The sequence below is a fragment of the Nonlabens sp. genome, from assembly GCF_018401815.1.
Classification (GTDB): domain Bacteria; phylum Bacteroidota; class Bacteroidia; order Flavobacteriales; family Flavobacteriaceae; genus Nonlabens.
The window spans coordinates 844,551-870,302 of the sequence record NZ_JAGYKG010000001.1 but is presented as its reverse complement, the minus strand read 5'-3'; the positions used below and the strand labels follow the sequence as shown (position 1 = coordinate 870,302).

Annotated in this window: 21 protein-coding genes and 1 tRNA gene; 12 read left to right on the top strand and 10 right to left on the bottom strand. The window is 37.3% G+C overall.

Translation table 11 applies throughout. The features are described from left to right. Window positions 1–120: 120 nt before the first annotated feature. The 3 genes from KG732_RS13040 to mce form a co-directional block, all read right to left on the bottom strand. The gene (locus tag KG732_RS13040; RefSeq protein ID WP_292901610.1) at window positions 121–249 is read right to left on the bottom strand and encodes a hypothetical protein; all 129 of its coding nucleotides are present in this window, start codon (window positions 247–249) and stop codon (window positions 121–123) included. Window positions 250–909: 660 nt separating this feature from the next. Next, a tRNA-Ile gene (locus KG732_RS03860) sits at window positions 910–983 on the bottom strand. Between the two features lie 71 nt (window positions 984–1,054). Further along, window positions 1,055–1,462, bottom strand: coding sequence for a methylmalonyl-CoA epimerase (gene mce / locus KG732_RS03855; RefSeq protein WP_213521055.1), 408 nt, complete (start codon window positions 1,460–1,462; stop codon window positions 1,055–1,057). Window positions 1,463–1,577: 115 nt separating this feature from the next. Between mce and rbfA the strand changes: the two genes are divergently transcribed. Further along, the gene (gene rbfA, locus KG732_RS03850) at window positions 1,578–1,973 is read left to right on the top strand and encodes a 30S ribosome-binding factor RbfA (protein WP_213521053.1); all 396 of its coding nucleotides are present in this window, start codon (window positions 1,578–1,580) and stop codon (window positions 1,971–1,973) included. Further along, window positions 1,973–3,190 carry an FtsX-like permease family protein gene (locus KG732_RS13140; RefSeq protein WP_213521052.1) on the top strand — a complete coding sequence of 406 codons (1,218 nt, stop codon included), beginning with the start codon at window positions 1,973–1,975 and terminating at the stop codon, window positions 3,188–3,190. The genes rbfA and KG732_RS13140 overlap by 1 nt, the downstream gene beginning before the upstream one ends. Here the strand turns inward: KG732_RS13140 and dusB are convergent. Beyond that, entirely contained in the window at window positions 3,175–4,167 is a 993-nt protein-coding gene (gene dusB, locus KG732_RS03840; protein ID WP_213521051.1) for a tRNA dihydrouridine synthase DusB, read from the bottom strand. The two genes, KG732_RS13140 and dusB, sit on opposite strands and share 16 nt — an antisense overlap. A gap of 59 nt (window positions 4,168–4,226) precedes the next feature. Further along, complete coding sequence (locus tag KG732_RS03835; RefSeq protein WP_213521050.1) at window positions 4,227–5,276, bottom strand: rhodanese-related sulfurtransferase; 1,050 nt, start codon at window positions 5,274–5,276, stop codon at window positions 4,227–4,229. Window positions 5,277–5,681: 405 nt separating this feature from the next. On the opposite strand from KG732_RS03835, the gene KG732_RS03830 reads away from it, so the two are divergent. The 5 genes from KG732_RS03830 to KG732_RS03810 all read left to right on the top strand — a co-directional run bounded on the left by KG732_RS03830 (window position 5,682) and on the right by KG732_RS03810 (window position 13,342). Next, window positions 5,682–9,443 carry a T9SS type A sorting domain-containing protein gene (locus KG732_RS03830; RefSeq protein WP_213521048.1) on the top strand — a complete coding sequence of 1,254 codons (3,762 nt, stop codon included), beginning with the start codon at window positions 5,682–5,684 and terminating at the stop codon, window positions 9,441–9,443. A 197-nt stretch (window positions 9,444–9,640) separates the two neighbouring features. Further along, the gene (recA, locus tag KG732_RS03825; RefSeq protein WP_213521047.1) at window positions 9,641–10,654 is read left to right on the top strand and encodes a recombinase RecA; all 1,014 of its coding nucleotides are present in this window, start codon (window positions 9,641–9,643) and stop codon (window positions 10,652–10,654) included. Window positions 10,655–10,770: 116 nt separating this feature from the next. Continuing rightward, window positions 10,771–11,184 (top strand): hypothetical protein, encoded by a 414-nt coding sequence (locus KG732_RS03820; RefSeq protein ID WP_213521046.1) that lies wholly within the window; start codon window positions 10,771–10,773, stop codon window positions 11,182–11,184. A 14-nt stretch (window positions 11,185–11,198) separates the two neighbouring features. Next, window positions 11,199–11,747, top strand: coding sequence for a sigma-70 family RNA polymerase sigma factor (locus tag KG732_RS03815; protein WP_213521045.1), 549 nt, complete (start codon window positions 11,199–11,201; stop codon window positions 11,745–11,747). 2 nt (window positions 11,748–11,749) lie between these two features. Continuing rightward, on the top strand, window positions 11,750–13,342 hold the full coding sequence (locus KG732_RS03810) for a hypothetical protein (RefSeq protein ID WP_213521044.1): 1,593 nt from the start codon (window positions 11,750–11,752) through the stop codon (window positions 13,340–13,342). Between the two features lie 148 nt (window positions 13,343–13,490). On the opposite strand, the gene KG732_RS03805 is transcribed toward KG732_RS03810, so the two are convergent. Continuing rightward, window positions 13,491–14,258, bottom strand: a complete 768-nt coding sequence (locus KG732_RS03805) for a lysophospholipid acyltransferase family protein (RefSeq protein WP_367271475.1) — start codon at window positions 14,256–14,258, stop codon at window positions 13,491–13,493. A gap of 127 nt (window positions 14,259–14,385) precedes the next feature. On the opposite strand from KG732_RS03805, the gene trpS reads away from it, so the two are divergent. Then, on the top strand, window positions 14,386–15,354 hold the full coding sequence (gene trpS, locus KG732_RS03800) for a tryptophan--tRNA ligase (RefSeq protein WP_213521043.1): 969 nt from the start codon (window positions 14,386–14,388) through the stop codon (window positions 15,352–15,354). 255 nt (window positions 15,355–15,609) lie between these two features. Here the strand turns inward: trpS and KG732_RS03795 are convergent, their stop codons facing one another. The 4 genes from KG732_RS03795 to KG732_RS03780 form a co-directional block, all read right to left on the bottom strand. Further along, the gene (locus KG732_RS03795) at window positions 15,610–16,227 is read right to left on the bottom strand and encodes a deoxynucleoside kinase (protein WP_213521042.1); all 618 of its coding nucleotides are present in this window, start codon (window positions 16,225–16,227) and stop codon (window positions 15,610–15,612) included. A 2-nt stretch (window positions 16,228–16,229) separates the two neighbouring features. Further along, window positions 16,230–17,015, bottom strand: a complete 786-nt coding sequence (locus KG732_RS03790) for a hypothetical protein (RefSeq protein WP_213521041.1) — start codon at window positions 17,013–17,015, stop codon at window positions 16,230–16,232. 215 nt (window positions 17,016–17,230) lie between these two features. Then, window positions 17,231–17,917, bottom strand: coding sequence for a response regulator transcription factor (locus KG732_RS03785; RefSeq protein WP_213521040.1), 687 nt, complete (start codon window positions 17,915–17,917; stop codon window positions 17,231–17,233). Continuing rightward, window positions 17,910–19,418, bottom strand: coding sequence for an ATP-binding protein (locus KG732_RS03780; protein ID WP_213521039.1), 1,509 nt, complete (start codon window positions 19,416–19,418; stop codon window positions 17,910–17,912). The genes KG732_RS03785 and KG732_RS03780 overlap by 8 nt, the downstream gene beginning before the upstream one ends. A 118-nt stretch (window positions 19,419–19,536) precedes the next feature. Between KG732_RS03780 and KG732_RS03775 the strand changes: the two genes are divergently transcribed. The 4 genes from KG732_RS03775 to hemW all read left to right on the top strand — a co-directional run bounded on the left by KG732_RS03775 (window position 19,537) and on the right by hemW (window position 25,528). After that, the gene (locus KG732_RS03775; protein ID WP_213521038.1) at window positions 19,537–20,415 is read left to right on the top strand and encodes a GLPGLI family protein; all 879 of its coding nucleotides are present in this window, start codon (window positions 19,537–19,539) and stop codon (window positions 20,413–20,415) included. Window positions 20,416–20,516: 101 nt separating this feature from the next. Then, window positions 20,517–21,380, top strand: a complete 864-nt coding sequence (locus tag KG732_RS03770; RefSeq protein WP_213521037.1) for a GLPGLI family protein — start codon at window positions 20,517–20,519, stop codon at window positions 21,378–21,380. Window positions 21,381–21,456: 76 nt separating this feature from the next. Continuing rightward, window positions 21,457–24,162, top strand: a complete 2,706-nt coding sequence (locus tag KG732_RS03765) for a carboxypeptidase-like regulatory domain-containing protein (protein WP_213521036.1) — start codon at window positions 21,457–21,459, stop codon at window positions 24,160–24,162. Window positions 24,163–24,394: 232 nt separating this feature from the next. Beyond that, window positions 24,395–25,528 (top strand): radical SAM family heme chaperone HemW, encoded by a 1,134-nt coding sequence (gene hemW, locus KG732_RS03760; protein WP_213521035.1) that lies wholly within the window; start codon window positions 24,395–24,397, stop codon window positions 25,526–25,528. Window positions 25,529–25,752 lie beyond the last annotated feature (224 nt).

Below are 25,752 nucleotides of genomic sequence, written 5' to 3'. Positions count from 1 at the left end.
CCAGTTGTCCATTTTTTTAACAGCCCCCTTTACACGAATACATTCCAAAGAAACCACATCCTATTTTATGGATTCGGTTCCATCGTCATTTTCATTATATTCTAGATTACAGCCGCTATCTCAGGCTGTTTCACAAGCAACAGGTGCTACAGTTATGCTTTCATTTGGTCTGTTACCACCTACTCCTAATACTTGATATTGTCTTTTTAGTACATCCAAATGTAGTGCAGTAATTACAACTACAATCACTGGCAAATTTTATAGTGATAGTGTCTACAACTTTTATTATCGCCCCTGCTGCGATATGATTAACCTGAATTTGGTTGAGTTCTTTAATAGCTTTGGAGTACCTAACTTGAACCTCGTTGCTATAGAAATTAATCAAATAATCACAATCCTCAAAAATTTCAGTGGTCAAAAATGACCTTAACTCTAAACCTGTAACTTTTTGATTTTTATTTAGATTACTATAACCTAAAAATTATCGATTATTTTTTTATAAATTTAGTTTTGTCTGCAGTGCTAAACGCGTTACAACGTTCCTTTTGTTCTTCCGAAGTACGGTTTGAGGCATATTCATAGCTAATTTTAGATTCGATCTCTAAATTTTCTTCCGTGGTGCATGAAGTACAACTAAGTAAAAGAAATATAATTCTGTAAAGTTTTATTTTGAATGTTTGATGGATTAGAATGTAAACATATCAGCAAACAATTTTTGAAGTATTTTTTTAAATAAATTAGCTTTAACTAAGGTCTTGTTGTGGGCCCATTCCGAAAAAAATCGGAATAAACTCTGGGCTTAGCCTGGCTAGCACGGCACAGGCTTCTCGCCCAGCTGGGAGGTTCTATAAAATCACTATCTAATTTACAAGCACAAAAAAACCCCAACTTTTGTTGAGGTTGATATTGTGGGCCCACCTGGGCTCGAACCAGGGACTTTCTGATTATGAGTCAGATACTCTAACCAGCTGAGTTATAGGCCCAATAAGATAAATGCTGGCATTACCTTATCTAAAAAGTTCGCAAATTTAAACTATTCATTCATACCGGCAAACTATTCTTTAATTTCTTGACATAATTCTATGAGGACACCATTTGTTCCTTTAGGATGTAAAAAGGCTACCCACTTATTGTCGGCGCCTCGTTTGGGTTCTTTATTGAGGATTTGAAAGCCTTCTTTTTCTAATCTCAGCAGTTCGGCTTTAATGTCTTCCACAGCAAATGCTACATGATGGATTCCTTCTCCTTTTTTGGAAATGTATTTGGCTATCGCGCTGTCGTCACTAGTGGCACTCAATAGCTCAATTTTGTTGTCACCACTTTGAAAAAAACTAGTATCCACAGACTCGCTTGCTACTGTTTCTGTTTTATAGGGTTTACGGCCTAGAAGCTTGGTGTATACTTCATTTGCCTCTTCCAGGTTTTTAACGGCTATACCTAGGTGTTCTATTTTGCCAAACATATTTTGTTGTTTTACCTTACAAAGTTAGTACAGTTAGACGACAAGAATGGTTTTCTATGGTCATATTAACCAATGGACTATCAACTATTCATGAGGAACTACTTACCTTTGCAGTATGGAAGAAAGTAATAGACAGAAAAAAATTGCCGGAGTCTTACAGGAAGACTTATCTGCGGTTATTCAAGACGTAATGAGAAAGAATGCCGTGACTAATTTAATAGTCTCCGTTACTAAAGTTACGGTTACTCCAGATTTAGGGTACGCAAAAGTATACCTATCTGTTTTTCCAGCAGATAAGGCCAGTACTGTTGTGAAGGAAATTGTCGAAATGGGTGATGAGATACGTTATGAAGTGGCTTCTAGAGTGCGTCATCAGTTCCGTCGCATGCCGGAGCTTCAGTTCTTTAATGACGACTCCTTAGAATACATGGATCAAATAGACCGTGAACTCAAAGGTGAAAACAATCCTATAGAAAATCCAGGTATCCTGCCACGACGTAAGAAGTCTTAGTGAATTTTTCCTTTTACATAGCAAAGCGTTATTTAGTTTCAAAAAATGGCAAAAACGCCATTAACATCATCAATATCCTTAGTTTTATCATCACCGTAGTAGGCACCGCAGCACTTTTTATTGTGCTTTCTGGTTTCTCAGGCCTTAAGGACTTTAGTACGGAGTTTTCCAATTATTTTGATCCAGACTTGAAGGTTTTGCCTATAAATGGTAAGACTGTTGGTATTCCGCTTTCGCGAAAGCGAGAACTAGAAAAAATACCTGGAGTAGCATTAGTTTGTGCGGTGATAGAGGAAAAGGCCTTCTTAAATTATGAGGAAAAAAATGATATTGCTTTTATCAAAGGGGTTCCAGATGATTACGTAAACATGATTCGCACGGATTCCATTCTTTATTATGGCAGCTGGCTTTCTCAAAGTGATGTACAAGTAGTTCCTGGTTATTCACTAGCTTCTAGGCTTTCTCTTACGGTAAATAATTATGGGAGTTATATGCAAATCATGGTTCCTAAACCAGGTGCTAACGCCATCAATAAATTAAACTTGAACAGCTCGTTTTCTAGACTCGATGCTATTCCTGTAGGAACTTTTAGTGTTAATGAGACCCTGGACAGCAACTATATTTTCACTAGACTAAGCGCAGCGCGGGAGTTGTTAGGAATGAATGATTCTACGGCAAGTGCGGTAGAAATTAAATTAACTCCCGCCGCAAATGAAAATGAGGTAAGAGCTGCCATTCAAGATATCTTTGAACAACCTGTAAAAATCAAGGATAAATTCCAGATGAATGATGCGCTTTATAAAATGCTCAATTCAGAAAACTTAGTGGTTTATTTGATCTTTACACTGATATTGATCATCGCTTTGTTTAATGTGGTAGGCAGTATTATCATGATGATTCTCGATAAGAAGAAAAACATGAAGACGCTACTTGACTTAGGAGCATCAGTGAAGTCTTTGCGTCAAATCTTTTTTATTCAAGGAAGCTTGATGACTCTTTCGGGGGGTATTATAGGTCTTGCAATAGGAGTCACTTTTGTAGTGTTACAAGTAAAATACAACTTGATTTATATAGCGCCAGGAATTCCATATCCGTTTGCCATGGATATATGGAACGTCATTGTTTCTCTTGCTACAATTACTGTTTTGGGTTGTATAGCTAGTTATATAGGCTCCCGTAGAATTAACGACAAGTTGCTGTCTCAAGCAAAGCTATAATCGCCAAAGTTCTCTAAAACCTCTTCAAACGCTTCAAATACTCCTTCTGATTGATCACTAGTGACCATTTTCATACGGTATTCTTTAAAATCAGGAATGCCCTTAAAATAGTTGGTGTAATGTCGTCTTGTTTCAAAAACACCTAGTTGTTCTCCTTTCCAGTCTATAGCCATTTGTAGGTGTCTACGAGCTACTTCAACACGTTCTGCCATAGTAGGTTTTGCCCTATGTGTGCCGTGTTCAAAGAAATGTTTTACTTCTCTAAAAAACCAGGGATACCCTATACTCGCCCGACCTACCATACAGCCGTCGAGCCCGTATTCATCGCGCATTTTCATGGCCAGCTCTGGTGTGGTTACATCCCCATTTCCAAAAACAGGAATGTGCATGCGAGGATTGTTCTTGACCGCTGCTATAGGGGCCCAATTAGCACTTCCTTTGTACATTTGAGCTCTGGTACGACCGTGAATAGAAATGGCTTTAATACCTACGTCTTGTAAACGTTCGGCTACTTCTACAATTTTAATAGAATCGTCATCCCAACCCAATCTGGTTTTAACTGTAATAGGCAAAGAGGTGTGTTTTACCATAGCTTCGGTAAGCGATACCATAAGGTCTATGTCTTTTAGAATCCCCGCACCGGCACCTTTAGACACTACTTTTTTTACTGGACAACCGAAGTTGATATCTATGATATCAGGTCGAGTACGTTCTACAATCTCTACAGATTGAAGCATAGATTCTAAATTGGCTCCAAAAATTTGTATTCCTACAGGACGTTCTGTCTCGTAAATATCCAGCTTCATGGTGCTTTTTGCCGCATCACGTATCAACCCTTCACTAGAAATAAATTCTGTAAAGACGACGTCAGCGCCGTTTTCTTTACATAACGTGCGGAAAGGGGGATCACTCACATCTTCCATAGGAGCAAGTAGTAGTGGAAAGTCTGGTAATTCTATGTTGCCTATTTTAACCATGTTGCAAAGGTAAGAGGTGTTGTTGATCTCGCTTTCGCGAAAGCGGGATTATTTAAGAGCTACTCGTTAATTTTCTGATGTTTCTTAAAAACCAGTTTTTCTGAACGGCCTTTTTTGAATATATTATTGCTGTTGTAGTTTCCAGCCCTTAATGATTTTTGTACTTCAAAAGGCAGTTGTATGACATCATTACATTCTTGGCTACAGCAATTTTCAAATGCTGTTTTGCAGGAATCACATTGAATAAAAAGCAAGTGGCAAGCATCATTAGCACAATTGGTATGTGCATCACACGAAGCACCACATTGATGACAGTGGGCAATGACTTCTTCTCCTATTTTTTCTGAGAATCTATGGTCAAAAACAAAGTTTTTCCCTTTGAATTTGTTTTCAAGACCTAGCTCTGTAACTTGTCTGTGGTATTCTATAATGCCGCCTTCTAGTTGATAGACGTTTTCAAAACCTTTGTGCTTGTAGTAAGCGCTCGCTTTTTCACAACGTATACCACCGGTGCAATACATGACTAGTTTTTTACCTTCTTTCTGGTTTTGGAGCTTTTCTTCTATGTAATCAAGGCTTTCTCTAAAGGTATCAACATCAGGAGTCCAAGCGTTTTTAAAATGACCTATTTCAGATTCATAGTGATTGCGCATATCCACTAGGACCGTATTGGGGTCTTCAATAAGTTGATTAAATGCAATAGCGTCTACATGAATCCCCTTATTAGTGACATCAAAAGTGGCATCTTCTAGACCATCAGCAACAATTTTGTCGCGTACTTTAACTTTGAGTTTTAAAAAACTTTCATTGTCATGTTCTCGGGCGATGTTGAGGCGCACGTTTTCTAAGAAATCAATACCGTCTAGGAAGGTTTTGAATTCTTCAAAACGATCTGCTGGAATGGAGAGTTGGGCATTGATTCCTTCAAGGGCGACATAAATTCTTCCTAGAACATCCATAGGATGCCAGTGCAAGAATAAATGGTCTCTTAACAATTGAGGGTTACCAATGTTGTGGTACTGATAGAAAGAAATGGTGAGGCGTTTTTTTCCCGCCTCACGTATTAAAACGCGCCTTTCTTCAGCACTTAATTTGTTATACAGTTGCATGCTATAAACAGTTTAGGTGTTGAATGTGTTTGCAAAGGTAGTGAGAATGAAAAGAATGTTACTTAAGAAGGGCGCTCCATTTTAAAGTCAGGGTATTATTAAATGTAGCACCATTAAATCTTTTAGAAGGCTTATTTCAACTTAATAATTTCAAATAATTTTTCCCTCTTTAACTAGTGATTCATTAGGCATGAAGGTGTGAAGTTGGTGATCAAGTTATTTATGTTAATTATAAATAGGTGAATGTTTTGACGCAAATATAAAACATATTAAATTTTAACTCCTTATTATTGAGATAATTAAAAAATAATAAAACATTTAAACAGCTTAAAACCTTAAAATGTCTTAAATTTTACTTAATTTTTACCCCTATAATTAAATCAGTCTTTTTCTAAAACTATCATTATGAAATTAAAATTACTCCTAACAACTTTTTTAGTTTGTTCGATTGGTCTTTTTACCAATGCACAATCTACTATTAACATTACTACTTCAGGCGGTAGTTATGCTTCAGAAAAATGGGTCAACATTACCGATACAGCGGGTGGTGCAGGAACTCAAATTTGGGGTCAAGGTGACGGTACTTACGGTAACGCACAGGGACTCATCAATCAAGACATCATGCTTGCACCCGGAACCTATTGGGTGAATTGCTATGACAGGTATGCCGACGGTTGGGACGGTACTTTAATTGATGTTACTGCTTATGGAGCATCCATAGGTAATAATGGAGGTGTTTCACCTAACGACGGTACAGATAATGATGCTACTTCTGGCTGGGAAACTCCCGCAGACGAATTAGAGGCATCTTTTATGATAGTTGTACCTAGTCCGCCCTCTTGCCCCCAGCCTACAGCAGTAGTTTCAAGTAATATCACAGCTGTTTCTGCAGATTTATCTTGGACAGCTTCTGCTTCTGAAACAGGAGGTTATATCTGGGAAGTGGTGCCTCAAGGTGATCCTCAAGGTACAAATGTCGTTGACAGCGGTACAACTGCCTCTGGGGCTCTTGTAGCATCTGTTATAGGATTAACTTCATCAACATCTTATGACTTTTACATAAGAACTGATTGTGGAGCAACAGGAACGAGCTCTTGGTTAGGGCCAATTGTGTTTTCTACCTCAGCAGCATGTGGAGATACGGTGTATGACACCGGTGGCGCTGCAAGTAATTATTCCGATAATGAGTCTTATACCATTACCTATTTACCAGACACTGCAGCCAATGTGGTAACCTTAGATTTTATTTTAGTTGATTTAGAAAATTGTTGTGACACCTTAACCATCTACGACGGTTCAGATACCAGCGCTCCAGTTTTAGCAGCAGATTTACAAGGTCCGGCAGTCTTTTCGGCTTTAAATCCAGCTGGGGCTATAACCGTTGAGTTTAATTCGGATAGTTCTGTAAATAGAGCTGGATGGGAGGCAAATTATACCTGCACACCTCGACCTAGTTGTATCGATGTTTCTAGCGTTACAATCGATTCTGTAACATCAGACGCTACAACAGTAAGCTGGTCAGAGAACAACATACCAGCAGGAACTGCTTGGGAAGTTGTAGCAGTGCCAGGAGGAGATCCAGCACCAGTTGCAGGAACAAGTAATGCTACTACAAATCCTTATACCATTACTTCTTTAACATCAAACACCTCATATGATGTGTATGTAAGAGCAGATTGTAGCACTACTTTTGTCGGACCAACAAGTTTAACAACTTTATGTTCTCCTGTTGTAGCTCCTTATACAGAAAATTTTGATAATGCAGGTGCAATACCAGCATGTTGGAATCAAGGAATACAAAATTCAGAAAACTGGTTGTTTGCAGATGGTACTGCTTTTGAACCGGCACATGGAGGGAATAACGGAGCCATAGTAGATCATACCTCAGGTACAGGATTCTTTGCATGGGTCGATGACTCAAGCCCTCATAGTACAGGGACAAGTTTAGAGTCAGTTTTAGTTGATGTAAGTGGATTAACTTCTCCTGCTTTGTCCTTTTGGATCAATAGTGATAGAGAAGATTCTACAAACGTGCAGTTTTCAGTTGATTTTTGGGATGGTGCCGCTTGGAATATTGGTGTCTATACGAGCAACTCCAATACCAATGGATGGGCTCAAGGCCTGGTAGATCTTTCGGTATATACAATTACAGGACCAGTTCAAGCTCGCTTTGTAGTAGATGAAAACAACGGAACTGATTTTGATGATGACTTTGCTATAGACGATGTAAGCTTTGATGAAGCGCCTTCTTGTTTTGCTCCAACTAATGTAGTGGTAACAGCGACTTCAACTGACGGAGCAACTATTGATTATACCAATAGCAACACCTCCACAAATACAAATATTGAATATGGTGCTTTAGGATTTGTTCAAGGAACCGGTACTTCTCTATCTTATACAACGATTCCTTTTTCACTTACAGGTCTAATGAGCGGAACTACCTATGATTATTATTTACAGAGTGATTGTGGGATGGGGGATATAACGGCTTGGGTAGGACCTTTTAGTTTTACTACAGACTGTTCAGCTGTAGCCGATTTCAATGAAAACTTTGATGCAGTTTCTACTCCAAATTTAGCAAATTGTTGGAGCTCTTTTTCTACGGTATTAGGATCAGGAACACAGCCATATGTTCAAACCAGTACTTTAGCTGATGAAACAGCCCCTAATGGAGTGAGACTCTACAGTGGTAGTTTAACTGGAAACATTGGGAGTGGTACAACAAATGAAGGAGAGACTATATTAATAACTCCTCAACTCAACAACCTTTCGGCAGGTACTCACAGGGTTAAGTTTTTTGCAGACGCAGGAACATCTACAAGCACACTTGAGGTAGGAACTATAACAGATCCTACTGATCCGAGTACATTTACATTATTGAGTGCTCTTGCTCCTACAACAACTCACAGTGAGTTTATTGTAAACTTTGACTCCTATACAGGAACAGATCAATATATTGCATTCAGGCACATTTTTGTAGGCACTTTTGACTCTATGTACTTAGATAATATAGTTTGGGAAGCAATTCCATCTTGTCCTGACACTTCTAACCTTACTTTAGTTAGTAATACAGATGTAACGGCAACTATCAATTTTGATAGCGGTAATCCTACGAGTGCAGGTAATTATGAATACTCGTTAACTACAGTTTCAGGAGCAACTCCTGCTGTTTCTGGATCTTGGTCTGATGTTGCTGGGGCAACTCCTAATGTGACTTATACGATAACTGGTTTAACAGCAGCTACAGAATACTTTATACATGTGAGAGAGGTTTGTGGAGCAGGTGACGAAAGTGCATGGATATCTAGTCCTTTAAACTTTTTTACCAATTGTGCTACAGTTGCTACCTATCCATACATCACAGACTTTACAACAAACGTTCCTAACGCTTGTTGGGATGAAGCTGGATCTGGAGAAATAGTGGATGGCCCTATGACAGTAGGTTCTTCTGATTGGAGAGCAAGTAGGTCTTATGAGAATTTTGCAGGTACTGTAATTCCTAGTAACGCCATTAATTTATATGCTGGAAATACAGACCGTGAATGGTTGCTTTCAGAGCAGTATGATATGACAGGAACATCTAACGATGTGCTTTCTATAGAAGTTGCAGTAACTAACTGGACTAGTTCAGGAGCTTCTGATGCAACAGATACAGATACTATGGGTTCTGATGATCAGGTAGATTTATTAATTACCACTGACGCAGGTATGACATGGACTTCTTTAATGACATGGACGGCAGCAAACCAACCATCTGTGACTGGTACAAGAGAGTTTATTGATTTAAGCTCTTATACAGGAACCGTACAGTTTGCCTTCTTTGCTAGTGATGGAACTGTAAATGATACAGAAGATTATGATTTCCACGTAGGTATGTTTATCATTGATGGAACGGCCGGAAATGAAGATGTTTTTGCATCCACTTTAAGTCTGTATCCTAATCCAGTAACTGGAGATGTGGTGACGATCAGCATGGGACAGACTAGCGCTTCTTCTATTGAAGTTGCCGTATTCAATACGTTAGGACAGCAAGTAATGACAAGATCTTTTGATCAAGTAAATCATACGATCAACATTGACAATATCTCTAGTTTATCTAATGGGATGTATTTTGTTAAAGTTACTAGTAGCAGTCAACAAGCCACTTTAAAGTTTATAAAAGAGTAAATAATCTCTATTAGTACTATAGAAAAGGGAATCTCGTTATGAGATTCCCTTTTTTTATGGATAAGGAATTCGTAAATTCCGCTTTCGCGAAAGCGAGACAAAAGAAAATAACAGAAAAAGCAACATCGTTAATAACCTAATCTGAATCCTGTTGTTTCTATTTTTTCTAGAACGTATTTTTACCTAAAATAATCACAATGGCAGACGATAAAGAGAAAGAAGCAAAATTAAAAGCCCTTAAACTAACCTTAGATAAGCTGGATAAGGCCTATGGTAAAGGAACAGTTATGAAAATGGGGGATAAGCAAGTGGTTGAAGTAGATTCCATTTCTACAGGATCTCTTGCCTTAAATGCAGCCTTAGGGGTAGGTGGGTACCCTCGTGGTAGAGTTATTGAAATATACGGTCCAGAATCTTCTGGGAAAACGACTTTAACCCTACACGCCATTGCTGAAGCGCAAAAAACCGGTGGGATTGCCGCATTTATTGATGCAGAGCACGCATTTGATCGCTTTTATGCAGAGAAATTAGGTGTTGATTTGGAAAACTTAATTATCTCGCAACCAGATAACGGAGAACAAGCACTAGAAATAGCAGATAATTTGATCCGGTCTGGAGCAATAGATATTATTGTAATTGACTCTGTTGCAGCCTTAACTCCTAAAAGTGAAATTGAAGGAGAAATGGGAGATAGTAAAATGGGACTTCACGCTCGTTTAATGTCTCAAGCCTGTAGAAAATTAACCAGCTCTATTTCAAAAACCAATTGTACAGTTATTTTTATCAACCAGTTACGTGAAAAGATAGGAGTGATGTTCGGTAATCCAGAGACAACTACCGGTGGGAACGCCTTGAAATTCTATGCATCTGTGAGATTGGATATTAGAAGATCTACACAGATTAAAGATAGCGCTGGTGCCATTTTAGGGAATAAAACTCGTGTTAAGGTGGTTAAGAATAAAGTGGCCCCGCCTTTTAGAATGGCGGAGTTTGATATCATGTACGGTGAAGGAGTTTCTAAATTAGGAGAGATCATCGATCTAGGTGTGAATTATGAAATCATAAACAAAGCAGGCTCTTGGTTCTCTTATGAAGACACTAAATTAGGACAAGGGAGAGATGCTGTAAAATCAATTCTTATAGATAATCCTGAGCTCGTAGAGGAACTGGAAGTTAAAATTATGGCTGCTATAAAAGCAGTAAACGATTAAAATACTAGTACTATTCACTTTTAAAACCGCTAGCGTTTATCGCTAGCGGTTTTTTCAGATACTGACGCAACCTTTTGTAAAAGGAGGCATCTCCCTTATGTAATACTAAAATGAATATGAACTATAAAATCTTAACGGTCCTAGCCATCTCAACGCTTATGCTATATGCTTGTAGTATTGATGATGGTGAGGTACCGGTTGTTAATTATGAAGTGATTCCTGTAGTTAGTGTAGAACTACCACAAGCATTCACTTTTGGACAGACCCATACGATTCCGGTGATATTTGATTTTACAAATAATTGTCAACAGTTTGCAGGTTTTGAGGTAAGCTCTAATCTTAATGAGAGGATTATTACTGTAGTAGCTTCTACAACGTATACTGATTGTGAGGAGGGTTTAGTAAGAACACAAAGAGATCTAAGCTTTCTAGCAGCGAGTAATGGTACTTATGTATTTAAATTTTTTAATGGTTTAGATGTAACTAATCAAGCAACATATTTAGAATACACCATTCCTGTTGAAGAATGATCGAACTTTAAATTGTGCCAAATAAAAAGTTAATTAAATTATGTCAAAAAAATGATCCTAAGGCTCAAAAGGAACTGTATCACGCAATTTCTCCCAAGCTTTATGGATCTTGTTTGAGATATGCTCCTAATAAAGCAGAAGCTCAGGACATCTTGCAAGACACTTTTATCATCATATTTAAAAAAATAGATCAGTTTAAATTCAAAGGCTCTTTTGAAGGATGGTGTAAAAGAATAGCAGTGAACACTGCGCTGCAGCGTTTTAGAGGTGCAAAAGTATACGACTTGGTAAATGAAGACCAATTAAAAGATACAGAAGTAGTTGAGGTAGAGGAGTCAGATGATGTGCCGCTTCAAAAGTTGTTATTTATGGTGCAAGAGTTGCCAGAAAGATACCGGCTCGTCTTTACTATGTACGTCATGGATGGGTACAGTCACAAAGAAATAGCAGAGATGATGAAGATCACCACGGGTACATCAAAATCTAATCTTGCACGAGCAAGAAAACACTTGCAATTAATGGTTCAAACATGGCGGGAATCTCACAATTCTAATGCCGGCTAATTATGAGTAAAAAGAAAAATATAGATAAACTTTTTCAAGAAGAATTCAAAGACTTTGAGGCGCAACCACCATCAAGGGTTTGGGAGGCTATTGAAAAAGATCTTGATAAGAACAAGAAGGCTAGGGTTATTCCATTCTGGTGGGTACTAGGTGGGGTCGCTGCGGGACTTTCGATCTTATTAACGTGCTTATATGTAGGTATGGATAAGGAGTTGAGTAACAAACAACAGCCGTTTGTTAATTCTGAAAGACCCAGTCAAACAAAGACAACACCTCAAAACGCTCTAAAAAATAATGAAGCGTATTTTAATAAAGGTGCAGTACCATACCTTAAGAAAAGAACTAATGATACCCAGTTAGCAACTGAGGACACAAAAGTTGGCTCAGAACCCTTGAATAATTTAAAGGAGAATTCTAATGTGAACACTAGAGCAAAGCTTCCTTTAAAGTCGAGCGACTTGGCAGCTGAGAAGTCTTCAGATGGCTCGTATAATGCCCAAGAACAACCAAAGCAGCTTTATTCCACTTCTAAGGGGAACAATAAAAAGCCTTTAGGGGCTAGTGCTTTAAAAGATAATTTTATAGCAGCACCGATTAAAGAACAAGAAGCCGGTATAGCCAGCTCAGAGAATAGTACAAAGCCTTCTATAAAAGAGCCTGTACTGGAGACTCCTGACCCTAGAAAAGAGGCTGTTGTAAATAATACTTCCATAGACCGTGGCCCAGTTCAAACCGTGGAGGATGATGTAATTGAGAATGCTATTGCAGCTATAGATTCCACTAAAAAGAATCTACCAACTTTAGAAGATATTGCTGCTCAAGAGAAAAAGGAAGACAGTATTAAGGAGAATGTTTTTAAAGGAAGGTGGGCGGCTACTACTCAGGCAGGGCCGGTTTACTCTAACAGCTTAAGCGGTAGCTCGGTCAATAATGAAGTTAGTGATAATGGTAAAAATCCGGGTGTTCAACTAAGTTATGGAATAGGTTTTAGTTATGAATTATCACCTCGATTAAGTTTTAGAACCGGAGTCCATCAGATCAACATGACTTATAATACACAAGGCATTAATTATCAGGTCAATTTAAGTATAGCTTCTCGAGATCAGCAGTTGGATCAAGTTTATAACGCTAGTGCAGTAAGTGACGCCTCCACTAATACTAGTGATTTATTCAATGAAACGTTTGAGACTGGCTTTACCGAACAAGAATTGGTAAGCAATCAATTTCAAGGAATTAAAGGAGAGATTTTTCAGCAACTAGGTTATTTAGAAGTACCATTAGAATTGCAGTACAACCTGATAAATAGGAAGTTTAAAATAAGTGTATTAGGCGGCGTCAGTGCTCTTTTTTTAACTGATAATACAGTAGCCGTTCAAAATGCTAATCAGCGGTTGGAGCTAGGGGAAGATACTAATTTTAATGACTTTAATCAGAGTGCTAATTTTGGGTTAGGATTTGGATATGACTTTACCAATCAATTAGGAGCTTTTATAGAGCCTACATTTAAATACCAGCTAAGTACATTAAGAAATAACGCAGCAGCCTTTAGACCTTACACCATAGGTATTCATAGCGGTGTTATTTACAGATTTTAATTTGCTGACAATCATTGTACGTCAGTTAATATTTTTCGTGAAAAAGGAAAACAAGAGTGTTGAGGGTGATTTAATTAAACTCAATTATTTGCAATGATGATGAGAAGCCGTTTCTGTAACATGGAACGGTTTTTCTGTTTTTAGATTTTTAGGATTCTTTTTCTAAGGAATGAAGAATGATAGTTCTGACCTTTTCTCGCAAACGCACTTTATCTCCGTTAACATTCATCCCTGTTGTTTCTAGAGCTGTATGTACCTGCGCTCTCATGATTCCCGGACCTCCTTTAAAAAAATAAAAAGGGAAACGTTTTTTGCTGTCAAATAAGGTAACCGGAAGAACTGGGATTTGATGCTCTATGGCAAGTCTAAATGCACCATCCTTAAAGGTGTCCAATACGATGTTGAGATCGTCTGTAACACCACCTTCTGGAAAGATGCATATGCTTACGCCATCCTGCATGCGCTTTCTAGCGCGGTTAAAAACTTCAGTACGACTTTTAGGATTGTTTCTATCGACGAGGATACACGTGCGTTTATAGAAAAAACCAAAAACCGGAATTTTAGCCAGTTCTTTTTTTCCTACAAAAACAAAAGGGTTCTTGGAGATCAGTAACATCATCATAATATCACTCATGCTGGTATGGTTGGCTACCAGCATATAACTTTGATACTTTTTCATAGGTTCGGCTCTTTTAATAGAAGGCCAAAACCCCATTCCGTACAGAACGAAAACGGCCCAAAGACGGGCAACTTTAAAAAATAGAGGATAGGTTTTTTCTGAAATAGTTAGAATCAATAGCAGCGGAAAGAAAATAAGAATAGGAATGCCCATGAGTAGGTAAAACCATACTCGGTATAGAGGCATTAATATGTAGCGTATCCATTTCAAGTTATCAAAAATAGACGAATTTATCACTTCATAGACATCTTATTTTAAGGATCTCGCTTAAAACAGTATACTTCCAGACTTTAAGCGGGATTATTAGACATTCCTATATGGGGAATACCGATTACTAATTATCTTTGGTCTTCAATTAAAAATCATGGCAAGAATACTTACTGGAGTTCAATCTACTGGTACACCTCACTTGGGGAATCTTCTAGGTGCTATTTTACCAGCGATAGAAATGTCCAAAGATCAGAAGAATGATTCCTTTCTTTTTATCGCAGACATGCATTCTCTAACTCAAATTAAAGATGGAGCATTATTAAGAGAAAATACGTATTCAACAGCAGCGGCTTGGCTGGCATGTGGACTAGACATCAGTAAAACTGTGTTTTACAGACAGAGTGATATACCACAGGTAACCGAATTGAACTGGTACCTGGCTTGTTTTTACCCTTATCAAAGGCTCACTCTTGCACATAGCTTTAAGGATAAGGCAGGCCGATTGGAAGACGTAAATGCAGGTCTTTTTACCTATCCTATGTTAATGGCTGCAGATATCCTACTTTATGATGCAGAAGTGGTTCCTGTGGGTAAGGATCAATTGCAACACGTGGAAATAACACGCGATGTTGCGGGGAGATTCAATAATAAAATGGGGACTACTTTTATAGAGCCTGAGGCCAAAATTCAAAAAGACGGGCTCCTTGTTCCTGGAACCGATGGGGGTAAAATGAGCAAATCTAGAGGGAATATCATTGATATTTTTCAATCAGATAAAAAGTTGCGCAAGCAGTGTATGTCTATAGAAACTGATAGCACACCACTTGAAGAGCCTAAAAATACAGAAAGTTGTAATGTCTTTTCCTTATATCAATTAATTGCTCCAGAGCAAAAGATTCAAGAAATGCGCAATAATTATGCTGCTGGAAATTATGGTTACGGTCATGCAAAGCAGGCCCTGTTTGAAGCCCTATGTGAACGTTTTAACGAGGCTAGAAAGCGTTATGATTACTTAATGGAGAATAGGCATGAATTAGATATGGCACTTGAAGAAGGAGCTTTTAAAGCACGTCATATTGCAGATGCTGTATTGAAAAGGGTGCGTTCTAAAGTGGGATATTAATAAGCGGTTTTAAATCCATCAATTGAACTGGTTCTCTACCACAGCAATCACCTTTTTAGTGAGCCACAATGGGAGTTTACGTGTTTTCCCTTTTGTATAGAAGTTCTCGACTCTGCCTTTAGCGAAAAGCACTAGTGTATAGAGATAGCATTTAACTACGTGATTGGAGATTCTGGAAAGTTGGAAAACTTTATAAATAACAAAGGCTGTTCTAAATTATCAGAACAGCCTTTGTTATTTTTAATTCAGTAATTATTAAGCAAAAAGCCCCGTCATCTCCGCATCTATTTTATTGATAATCCCTCCTAAATCTTCAGGATGATTCACAAAATCAATATCATCTACATCGATGATCAATAGGTTCCCCTTCTTATAACCATGAACCCATCCTTCATAACGTTCGTTTAATCGGCTTAGATAATCTATAGAAATGCTGTTTTCATAATCGCGACCCCGTTTGTGGATTTGATTTACTAAGTTAGGGATAGAACTGCGCAAGTAGATCAATAAATCTGGGGCAGCAACTACTTTTTCCATAAGGTCAAATAATGAGCTGTAATTATCAAAATCACGTTGTGATAACAATCCCATTGCATGAAGATTGGGCGCAAAAATGCTGGCGTCTTCGTATATCGTTCGGTCTTGAATGATCTTTTTACCACTTTCCCGGATCTCTAAAATTTGTCGGAAACGGCTATTTAAGAAATACACCTGTAGATTAAACGACCAGCGTTCCATGTCTTGATAGAAATCTTCTAAGTAGGGGTTTTCTAGCACATCCTCAAATTGAGGAGTCCACTTGTAATGCTTGGCAAGCAATTGAGTAAGTGTGGTTTTACCTGCGCCTATATTTCCAGCAACGGCTATATGCATGTTTAATTCTTAAAGGGGTTGATGGTATACACGTCTACACGTTTACCGGTCCAAATATAAAGTTTTCCGTTCTTTAGATAAAGGGAATTCACTTCCTTTTCTGATATCCTTCTATTTGTGATCTCGCTTTCGCGAAAGCGGTATTCTTTGTCCATTGTCAACACCTTAATTTGCCCCTCTTTAAGGCTAATGAGTCTTCCAAAATCATAATCAAGCAGGGAGCCTTGTTCATACCGCATGACCGCAGTCTTACTACCGTAAGAATTATAGGTCTCTATGTGGTGCTTACTCACCACATGGCAAAAATTGTAATCACTCAACAATTGAGATACCTTATCTTTTAATACCGCGGTGCTAATAAGCGTCTTGTTATTGATGTAATCATGCAGTTCCAATCTATTTTGATCCAGATCGTGAAGCCAAAGACGTCGTTCACCAGCAAGTCTCGCATGTTCAAAAAACCGAGATGGAGAGAGCTGGTTTAAAGAAATACGCTGCTTTTCATTAAGGCGATTATCCAGTAATACCACGGTTTGGGTATCTTTATAAAATAATAATATGCTCAACGGATTGAGCAAATCTACTTCGGTAATATCCCCTAATTGTATATCATAAAACTCTTGTGTTTCTTTTCCTTCTTGTTGAATAAACGCACCATTTTTGCCGTAATAAAGTGCTTCAAAGTCGTCAACTCCATAAAAATAGTCTGCATTGAGGGCAACACTTTTGTACACTTGTTGGCCTTGTACGATACTACCAATGAAAAATAAGAAATAGGACCACTTCATAGAAAGCAAATTACAACTATGTCGTGGATATTTCTAGCAATTTATTTAAAAGCATGGAACCAAAAATTAATTATTAGGTTTTAAAAGTTCTTTTAAGTGATCATTTGATCAGAAGAAAAAAAGCCATTACTACCATTAAGTAGGTTCTTCATCGAGAAAACAAGGGGCCTTGTTAGGCTAATAACTAGCTATAAGAACTAAAAAAGAGGAGGTGATTAAGGGGTTATTAATTTATAGCCATATCCGCGCACATTTACTATTTCTAGTTGATCGTCTAACGCTAATTTTTTGCGCAATTTTGTGATAAAGACATCCATACTTCGGCCAGAGAAAAAATCGTCATTACCCCACAGTTTTTTAAGAATAAAGGTGCGGTCCAGCACGTTGTTTTTCTTTAAAACTAAGTGATAGAGCAAATGAGCCTCTCTATGAGTCAGTTTTGTAACCTCCCCTTTGTATAAAAGTTGCTGCTTTGGAAAATTAAAGGTAAAATCGCCCAACTCATAAATAGCTGCTGTTTTTTGTACTGTTTGCCTGCTGAGTAAATTCTCTATGCGCACAATGAGCTCTTCCATGGAAAAGGGCTTTTTAAGGTAGTCGTTTCCACCTACGTGAAACCCTTCTAACACATCTTCTGTTTGTGATTTTGCAGTCAGAAAAATGATAGGAATTTCCTCATTTTCCATTCGTATTTTTTTTGCTAACTCAAAGCCATCTAATTTAGGCATCATGACATCGAGAACAAGAATATCGGGTTGTTTTTCATGAAATGCCTCCAAGGCTAGAACGCCATTTAATTCATGACGCACGTTAAAACCTCTAGTTTCTAAACTTTCTTTTACGATCATTCCTAGAGCAGGTTCGTCTTCGGCAAGTATGATGTTGATGCTGTTTTTATTCATAAGGCAAAGTAATTTTAAAAGAGGTTTGTGGATGTACAGTTGCGGTAATGCTACCCTTGTGTTTTTCAATGATGGATTTGGTATAGAATAACCCTATCCCAAAGCCTTTTACATCGTGTTGGTTTCCTTTCCCTACTCGGTAGAATTTATCAAAAATAAGCCGCACGTCTTTAGAACTCAAATTGTTCCCGTCATCAGTAACCGTTATGCTTATAGATTCTGCATACATACAAAGCTGTACTTCAATATGATCACCACCATATTTTATCGCATTATCAATAAGGTTGTTAATGGCGTTTTCTAGATGAAAAGCATCGGCATTGATCACCACTGCGTTGCTTTCTTCTATAAAAGAGATCTTTTTAGAAGTTTGGTTTTGGTGTTTGAGTATAATCACTTCAATCAGTTCATTGATTACTACGCCGCTTTTTTGCAACATTAACTCATCACTGTCCAAAGTAGCCGTTTCAAGGATGCGCTCTACCATACCATTAAGTTTCACGAGTTGGTCGCGGCCCATACTCAAATAACGGTCTGTTTTAACTTGATCACCACTATTAGTAAAGCTTTGTACTCCTTCTAAGGCGGCACTTGCAGTAGCGATAGGTGTTTTAAATTCGTGAGTGATATTAGAAATAAGATCGTTTTTCATCTCTCCTAGCGCCTTTTGTTTTCTAATAATTTGCAATAGATAAAAAAGGCAAAAAACTACTGCTGTGATAAGTAATGCACTGAGAATAATACCAGTTAAGTTGAGTCTGTAAATCTCTGGAGAAAGACCAGAATAACGAAGTAAAAGGGCATCTCCTTTTTTGATTAACTTAGAATTTGCTCTAAGTACGTTATCATTTATTTCGTTAGTTAGTTCATTGTTAACATCTGCTTTTGCAATGTTAAGTTTGTAATTTACTTTCCAACCTTGTTTTTCTAGACTTATAGAAAAGAGACTATCCATACGTGCCAGATTCATTTCCTTTTCTTGAATAGCTCTTACTACTTTTGCAGTGAGTGTTGACATCGTTTTTTGTAGATTGATTTGATCCGTAAAAAACGTTTCTACCTCAATGAAATTACCATCAGGCTTATTGATATTATAGTTAGGAAAGTTCCAAAGATCTTTCATAGGTTCCATAGAGTTTAGAGTCTCCATGTCCCCACCTTGTGCAATAAAAATTTCGCTCATATTACTAGCGATATTGTTGTCTAGGTTAAATCCGCGTTGTCCAGCGGCACGCATCAAACTGTCCGTGGTTCTAAATAGTCTATCAAACTCTGGTTTGCGATTAGTAGTCTCTTTAACAATAATACCTATATTATTTTCTTTAACTAAGAGCTCATAGTATACATCAACACTTTTATCCAGACTTATTTGTAAGTCAGAGACCAAGTTCCTTTTAGACTCTTGAAAATTGTTGTAATTCCAGTACAATTGTATAGCTAGCGTAGCGGCGATCACTACACTTATCAAGACAAGAATAAAGTGATATTTTCTTTCATTCATAATTCAAAGGTGCGCTATTCCCTCTACAGTAGGAAGTCGGTTAACAAATATTAACTCAGCTTAAGTTGTATAACTATAAAAATAGTTGATATTTGAGTGATTTTAAAAACCATTTGACATGAAAAATTATAATCTTAGTATGTTGCTTTTTGTTGTTTTCGCTTTCGCGAAAGCCTATACTTTACAAGCTCAAAATGACTTTAAAGCAAAGGCAACCTATGTAGCTTTGACCAAAATTAATATACCTGAGGACAGTACTAATAATAAAAAAGCAGAAAGTAACCCCATGATTAAGCAACTTATGGAGCAACTTAAAAAAGGAAGTACACAAGAATATATCTTAGAATTTACAAGAACAGAATCTTCTTATGATAAAGTAAAAGAACTTAAAAAACCAGGTGGACCAAGTGGAATGTCTATATCATTTTCGGCAACTGGTGGCGTAGGAAGTACTGTTTATAAAAACCTATTAGAAAAAACCTATATCAAACAAGGGAATATAATGGGCAAAGATTTTGTCATAAAAGACGTGCTGCCTTCCTATGAATGGCAATTATTAAGTGAGTCTAAAATGATAGGTAAATACAATTGTTTCAAAGCAATTTATCTCCCTATTAAAAAAGAACAAGAAATAGATGAGGAAGAAGAACTGGAAGATGGTGAAGAAGAAGAGTCTGGCACAAGTCTTCTTTCTATGGTAAAAGAAAGTGATCGTACGATTACAGCATGGTATACTCCAGATATTCCAGTAAGCAATGGTCCTGGAGAATTTCATGGATTACCAGGACTTATCGTAGAAATCCAAATTAATGAAACTACTATTTTATTAAAAGGTATTGAGATCAACCCTAAAGAAGGTTTAGAACTAAAAAAGCCAAAGGCTGGAAAAAAAATCAATCAAAAAGACTTTGATGCGCTTCAAAAAAAGAAAATGGAGGAGAGGATGGAAAATCGTGGTAATGGTAAAGGAGTTTACATTGAGACCATAGGATTTTAACTAATAGTTGTTAAAGTTCTCTTAACTTGAAACTAATCCAGTTTTACTCAGTCTTATTCCAGGGCTTGCTAATTGGAGGCTGCTTTAAAATTAAATCAAAGATGAAAAAATCAATTGTATTAACGCTTGCTGTAATGTTTGCCGGAGTCTTAAATGCTCAGGAATTTTATGGTGAGGCGACTTATATGTCTAAGACTAAAACCGATATGAGCTGGATGCCAGAAGGTCGTGAGATGTCGCCACAACAAAAAAAGCGGATAGAGGAGCGTATGAAGAAAATGGGTGAGAAGACTTACGTGTTGAAATTCAACCGTAATGAATCTATTTATAAAGAAGAAAAAGAACTTGCTGCACCTGGGCAAGGTGGTGGTTGGGGAAACTTTATGGGGACTTCTATGGGGGGAGAGAAATATAAAAATCTAAAAGAAGGTCAGTGGATTGAGCAGCGTGATATGATGGGAAAGATGTTTTTAATAAAAGACAGCATTCCTCAATTAGACTGGAAAATCACAGGAGAAACTAGAATGATAGGTCAGTATCAAGCGATAAAAGCCGTAGCAAATAAAAAGAACAATGAACTGGACTGGTCATCTTTTAGAAGACGTAGAGGTGAAAGTGCAGAAGAGAAAAAGAAGGACAGCCTAGCACTTGCAAATGGGAATATAGAAGAGGTTTTTGAACAAGATCCACAAGTAGAAATTACCGCATGGTTCACACCTCAAATTCCAGTGCAGCATGGTCCGGCAGAATATTCGGGTCTTCCAGGATTAATTCTTGAAGTAAGTGCTGGGAATACCACCTTACTTTGTAGTAAGATCGTAGTCAACCCAGAAGAAAAGGAGGAGATCAAACCTGCTATTAAAGGAAAAGAAACTACCGAAGAAGAATACAATAGCCTATTCAAAGAAAAAATGAAAGAAATGTCAGAGCGATGGGGTCGCGGGCGTGGAGGTCGTGGAGAGTAATACCCACTATTAACTACTAATGATATGCGAGAGTATGCTAACCACTGTTCTCGCATTTTTTAATCAAAAAACTAAAATGAAAAAAAACTTACTCGTAACACTTCTAGCTTGTTTTGTGTTTTCCCTAGCTGGCGCTCAGTCGGTAAAAATATATGGTGTAGTAGTAGATAGTACAGGTACTCCACTTCAAATGGCCAATGTGATTGCTTATCAAAAGGATAAGAATTTGGGTGCTTTTGGTATTACTAATGATGCTGGAAAATACCAACTACTCAATCTTAAAAAAGACAGCACTTACGTTCTTAAAGTATCTTTTTTAGGTCTTAAAACCATCGTAGATACCGTAAAAAATATTCAAGATGACTTAAATAAAAATTATGTCATGCTAGAAGATGAAAACATGCTAGATGCGGTGAACATCGTTTATGACATGCCAGTTACTATTAAAGGGGACACGATTACGTATAATGCAGATAGTTTTACGAATGGAACAGAACGTAAATTAGGTGATGTACTCAAAAAACTTCCTGGTATGGAAGTAAATGAGGATGGAGATATTCAAGTAGAGGGAAAAACAGTCGAGCGGGTTTTTGTAGATGGAAAAGAGTTCTTTGAAGGAGACTCCAGATTGGCCACAAAAAACATTCCTGCAGATGCAGTTGGGAAAGTTGAGGTATTAAAAAACTTTAACAATCAAAGTCAATTGAAAGGACTCGGGAATGATGATGATCGCATTGCGATTAACATTAGATTAAAAGAAGGAAAGAAGAACTTCTGGTTTGGAGAAGTGACTGGTGCGATAGGTCAAGGGGATGATGCAGTGCGTTATCAAGCAAAGCCTAAAGCTTTTTATTACAGTCCAGATGTTTCTATAAACATTCTTACAGATTTTAATAATCTAGGATTACAGTCATTTACGTTTAGAGAATACTTGCGTTTTACAGGTTTTAATAGAGGCAATACAAGAGCGTCTGGATCATCCATAAATGTAGGAGTAGGCGCAGGAGGAATTTTAAACCTTCAAGCAAATCGCGCTAAAGAAATCGAAAGTAAATTTGGTGCATTTAACGGCTCATGGCAAGTAAATAAAGCTTTAAGTTTAGACGGGTTTGCTATTTTCTCAAGTACCGATACGGAACAAGAAACTATAGCAAGTAGAACATTTATTGAGACTGGTGTTGTGGAAAATACCGAAGACAGATCCTTTCAACGCAATCAAATAGGGATTTTCAAATTAGGAGCAGATTATAAGCCTAATGAAAATTTTACTTTTGAATATGATGGACAAATAAATCTGAGTGATGTAAGTCAGTTCAATGACTTTACTTCTTCTCGTAGTGGTTTTGTAGAAGATATAGACCAAAATGAATCTCAAAAACCTGTTACATTAGATCAATCGATCAATATGTATTATACATTGAGCGATAAAGACATTTTTGCTTTTGAAGGTAGGTATGTAGATGCTGAAGAAGATCCATTTTATAACGCTATTAGAGATCGACAAGGTGTTGCAGATCCAGAACCTTTTCAAGGTAACTTAGGACTCGACCCAGCAGACCCATACAATATCAATCAACAAAAATTTGTGGAAAGCCAAAAATTAGACACTAAGGTGGATTATTGGAGAGTACTTAACAAGAAAAGCAACATCAACTTTACTGTTGGAACATCTATTGTAAATCAAGAGTACAACACCAATATATTTCAAATACGTAACGACGGCTCTCAAAACGACCTAACAGACCCAACATTAGGAAACGATGTGAATTATAAATTCAGAGACTTATTTGGCGCAGTGCATTATAAATTTATCACCGGGAAGTTTACGATTACCCCAGGAGTAACCGCCCATAGTTTTCATATAGAAGACACACAGCTAGGCAATACTAACGAGTTAGATTTTCAAGAAATACTTCCAGATTTTAATGTGCGTTTTGCCTTAAGGTCTAGCGAGAACATCAACTTTGATTACCGTAGGACTGTAAGTTTTACAGATGTAGAAAACTATGCGCTAGGAACAGTTTTTAATAACTACAATTCTTTGTTCAGTGGTAATAATCAATTAACAGGAGCCTTAAACGATCGTTACAGTTTAAATTACTTCAATTTTAATATGTTTAATTACACAAATATACGCGCTCAACTATCTTATTCAAGAACTACAGATGCCATACAAAGCAGCGTAAATATTCAAGATATTAATCAGCAAAGTAACTTGATCAATTCCCCATTTGCAAATGAAACCGCGAGTGGTTCTGGAAGTTTTTCTAGAGAATTTGGGAAAATTAGAGCTAGTGTAAATGCAGGTTTAAACTGGAGCACATTTAACAATGTAATTAATGGCGCGCCAAGTGAATCTGACAACATTATTCATAACTATGGAATAAGCACTCGAAGTAATTATCAAGAAGGAGTGAATTTTGAAGTAGGTTATGACGTGAGTTTTAATAATTCTGACAATGGGGGATTTACCAATAATTCAACTAGACAAACCATAACTCTTAATGCAGATTGGCAAATCAATAAAGCTTGGTTTTTTGATGTGGATTATGATTTAAATCTGTTCTCTACTTCTCAAAATGTGGAGAATAATTATGATTTCCTAGAAGCTGCCCTATTTTATAACCAACCAGATTCCAAATGGGAATATAAAGTTGCTGCTACTAACTTGTTAAATACAGAGGCATTGAACAACAACTCTTTTGGTCAGATTGCTACTAGTACTCAGTTTTATACGGTGCAACCACGTTATGTGTATTTACAAGTGCGATATGATTTGTAAGGCATCAACTTGATTAACTTTAAAGCAGCTCTTGAATCAAGAGCTGCTTTCTTTATTTAGGACATACAAGAGTCTTATTACAAAACAAAGACTGTTTTAAATTATGGGTGCTAAATAAGTACGTCCAAAGCAGTCTTAAGCTTGAAAACAAAACAAGTCACTTTTGGTCAAGTCATATATTTTGTCATAAGTGCCATATTTTGCTAGTGTTTTAAGACTTACTTTTGTTTCAATGAGCGGTATTTATATACATATTCCCTTTTGCAAGCAGGCTTGTCATTATTGCGACTTCCATTTCAGCACTAATCTGAAACATAAAATCAATATGATTGATGCTATTTGTGATGAATTACGCTTTCGCGAAAGCGAGTTTAAAAATATTGCAGTGCAAACCATTTATTTTGGAGGGGGAACTCCTAGTGTCTTAGAAGTTCAAGAGATAGAAAAGATCATCCAAACTATTTTTGATCACTATACCGTGGTAGCACAACCAGAAATTACTTTGGAGGCAAACCCCGATGATTTGACCGAAGAAAAACTCATTTCTTTTTCAAAAACACGAGTCAACCGTCTTTCTATAGGCGTGCAAAGTTTTTTTGAAGAAGATCTCCAACTGATGAATCGCGCTCATAATGCTACTGAAGCGTATCAATGCATCCAGCAAGCAGTGCGGTATTTCCCTAATATTTCAATTGATCTTATTTATGGTATTCCAGGAATGAGCAATGAAAGATGGCGAGAAAATTTAAACAAAGCCATAGATTTAAAAGTGCCACACATTTCCAGTTATGCACTTACTATAGAAGAAAATACAGCCCTTAAATCGTTTATAGAAAAAGGAATTGTGGCTCCAGTAGAAGATGAGGTAGCACAAGAACATTTTGAGATTCTGCTAGACCTTATGGAGTTGTATCATTTTAAAAATTATGAATTCTCCAATTTTGGCAAGGAAGGTTTCTTCTCCCAAAACAACACGGCTTATTGGACCGGAAAAAGTTATATAGGCATTGGCCCAAGTGCGCATAGCTTTGATGGAAATAGGCGTGGCTGGAACATCAATAACAATGTAAAATACATCAAGTCTATTCAAGCAGGAGAATTGCCTATGGAAACAGAAGAGCTGACTTTGGTAGATCGTTATAATGAATACATCATGACCGGTTTGCGAACTATTTATGGGGTTTCTCTTCAGAAAATAGAAACAGATTACGGGCTAAATTTTAAACAATACCTTTTAAAACAAGCCGATGAATATTTAAAAGACCACTTGCTTTACCTAGACGGCGATACCTTATTTGTGACTAGAAAAGGGAAGTTTCTTAGCGATGGAATTGCAAGTGAATTGTTTATGGTGAATTTGAGTTAAGTGGAGTTGAGTGATGATTCTAAATTGTTGGGTGATCTATTTTGTTTTATTTGAACACCAATTTATACCTCTGTAGTTTCACAAAACCTCGATATAGGGGTCATAATAGTTGCTGAGTTAAACTATTGGGTATTCTTTGTGCATTCTGATTTTAGTTTGGACACCAACCAGTTAATTTTATAATACCTCCAAGCGGGAGGTATAGTTATTTGATTTCCTGTTCC

Bases quoted from the DNA above. Each gene is read 5' to 3' on its own strand.
- KG732_RS03835 (WP_213521050.1), bottom strand. From the start codon at position 5,276: ATGCAACTGTATAACAAATTAAGTGCTGAAGAAAGGCGCGTTTTAATA.
- KG732_RS03820 (WP_213521046.1), top strand. From the start codon at position 10,771: ATGAACTATAAAATCTTAACGGTCCTAGCCATCTCAACGCTTATGCTA.
- recA (WP_213521047.1), top strand. From the start codon at position 9,641: ATGGCAGACGATAAAGAGAAAGAAGCAAAATTAAAAGCCCTTAAACTA.
- KG732_RS03795 (WP_213521042.1), bottom strand. From the start codon at position 16,227: ATGCATATAGCCGTTGCTGGAAATATAGGCGCAGGTAAAACCACACTT.
- KG732_RS03785 (WP_213521040.1), bottom strand. From the start codon at position 17,917: ATGAATAAAAACAGCATCAACATCATACTTGCCGAAGACGAACCTGCT.
- mce (WP_213521055.1), bottom strand. From the start codon at position 1,462: ATGTTTGGCAAAATAGAACACCTAGGTATAGCCGTTAAAAACCTGGAA.
- KG732_RS03775 (WP_213521038.1), top strand. From the start codon at position 19,537: ATGAAAAATTATAATCTTAGTATGTTGCTTTTTGTTGTTTTCGCTTTC.
- trpS (WP_213521043.1), top strand. From the start codon at position 14,386: ATGGCAAGAATACTTACTGGAGTTCAATCTACTGGTACACCTCACTTG.
- KG732_RS03780 (WP_213521039.1), bottom strand. From the start codon at position 19,418: ATGAATGAAAGAAAATATCACTTTATTCTTGTCTTGATAAGTGTAGTG.
- KG732_RS03830 (WP_213521048.1), top strand. From the start codon at position 5,682: ATGAAATTAAAATTACTCCTAACAACTTTTTTAGTTTGTTCGATTGGT.
- KG732_RS03810 (WP_213521044.1), top strand. From the start codon at position 11,750: ATGAGTAAAAAGAAAAATATAGATAAACTTTTTCAAGAAGAATTCAAA.
- KG732_RS03765 (WP_213521036.1), top strand. From the start codon at position 21,457: ATGAAAAAAAACTTACTCGTAACACTTCTAGCTTGTTTTGTGTTTTCC.
- KG732_RS03790 (WP_213521041.1), bottom strand. From the start codon at position 17,015: ATGAAGTGGTCCTATTTCTTATTTTTCATTGGTAGTATCGTACAAGGC.
- KG732_RS03770 (WP_213521037.1), top strand. From the start codon at position 20,517: ATGAAAAAATCAATTGTATTAACGCTTGCTGTAATGTTTGCCGGAGTC.
- hemW (WP_213521035.1), top strand. From the start codon at position 24,395: ATGAGCGGTATTTATATACATATTCCCTTTTGCAAGCAGGCTTGTCAT.
- rbfA (WP_213521053.1), top strand. From the start codon at position 1,578: ATGGAAGAAAGTAATAGACAGAAAAAAATTGCCGGAGTCTTACAGGAA.
- dusB (WP_213521051.1), bottom strand. From the start codon at position 4,167: ATGGTTAAAATAGGCAACATAGAATTACCAGACTTTCCACTACTACTT.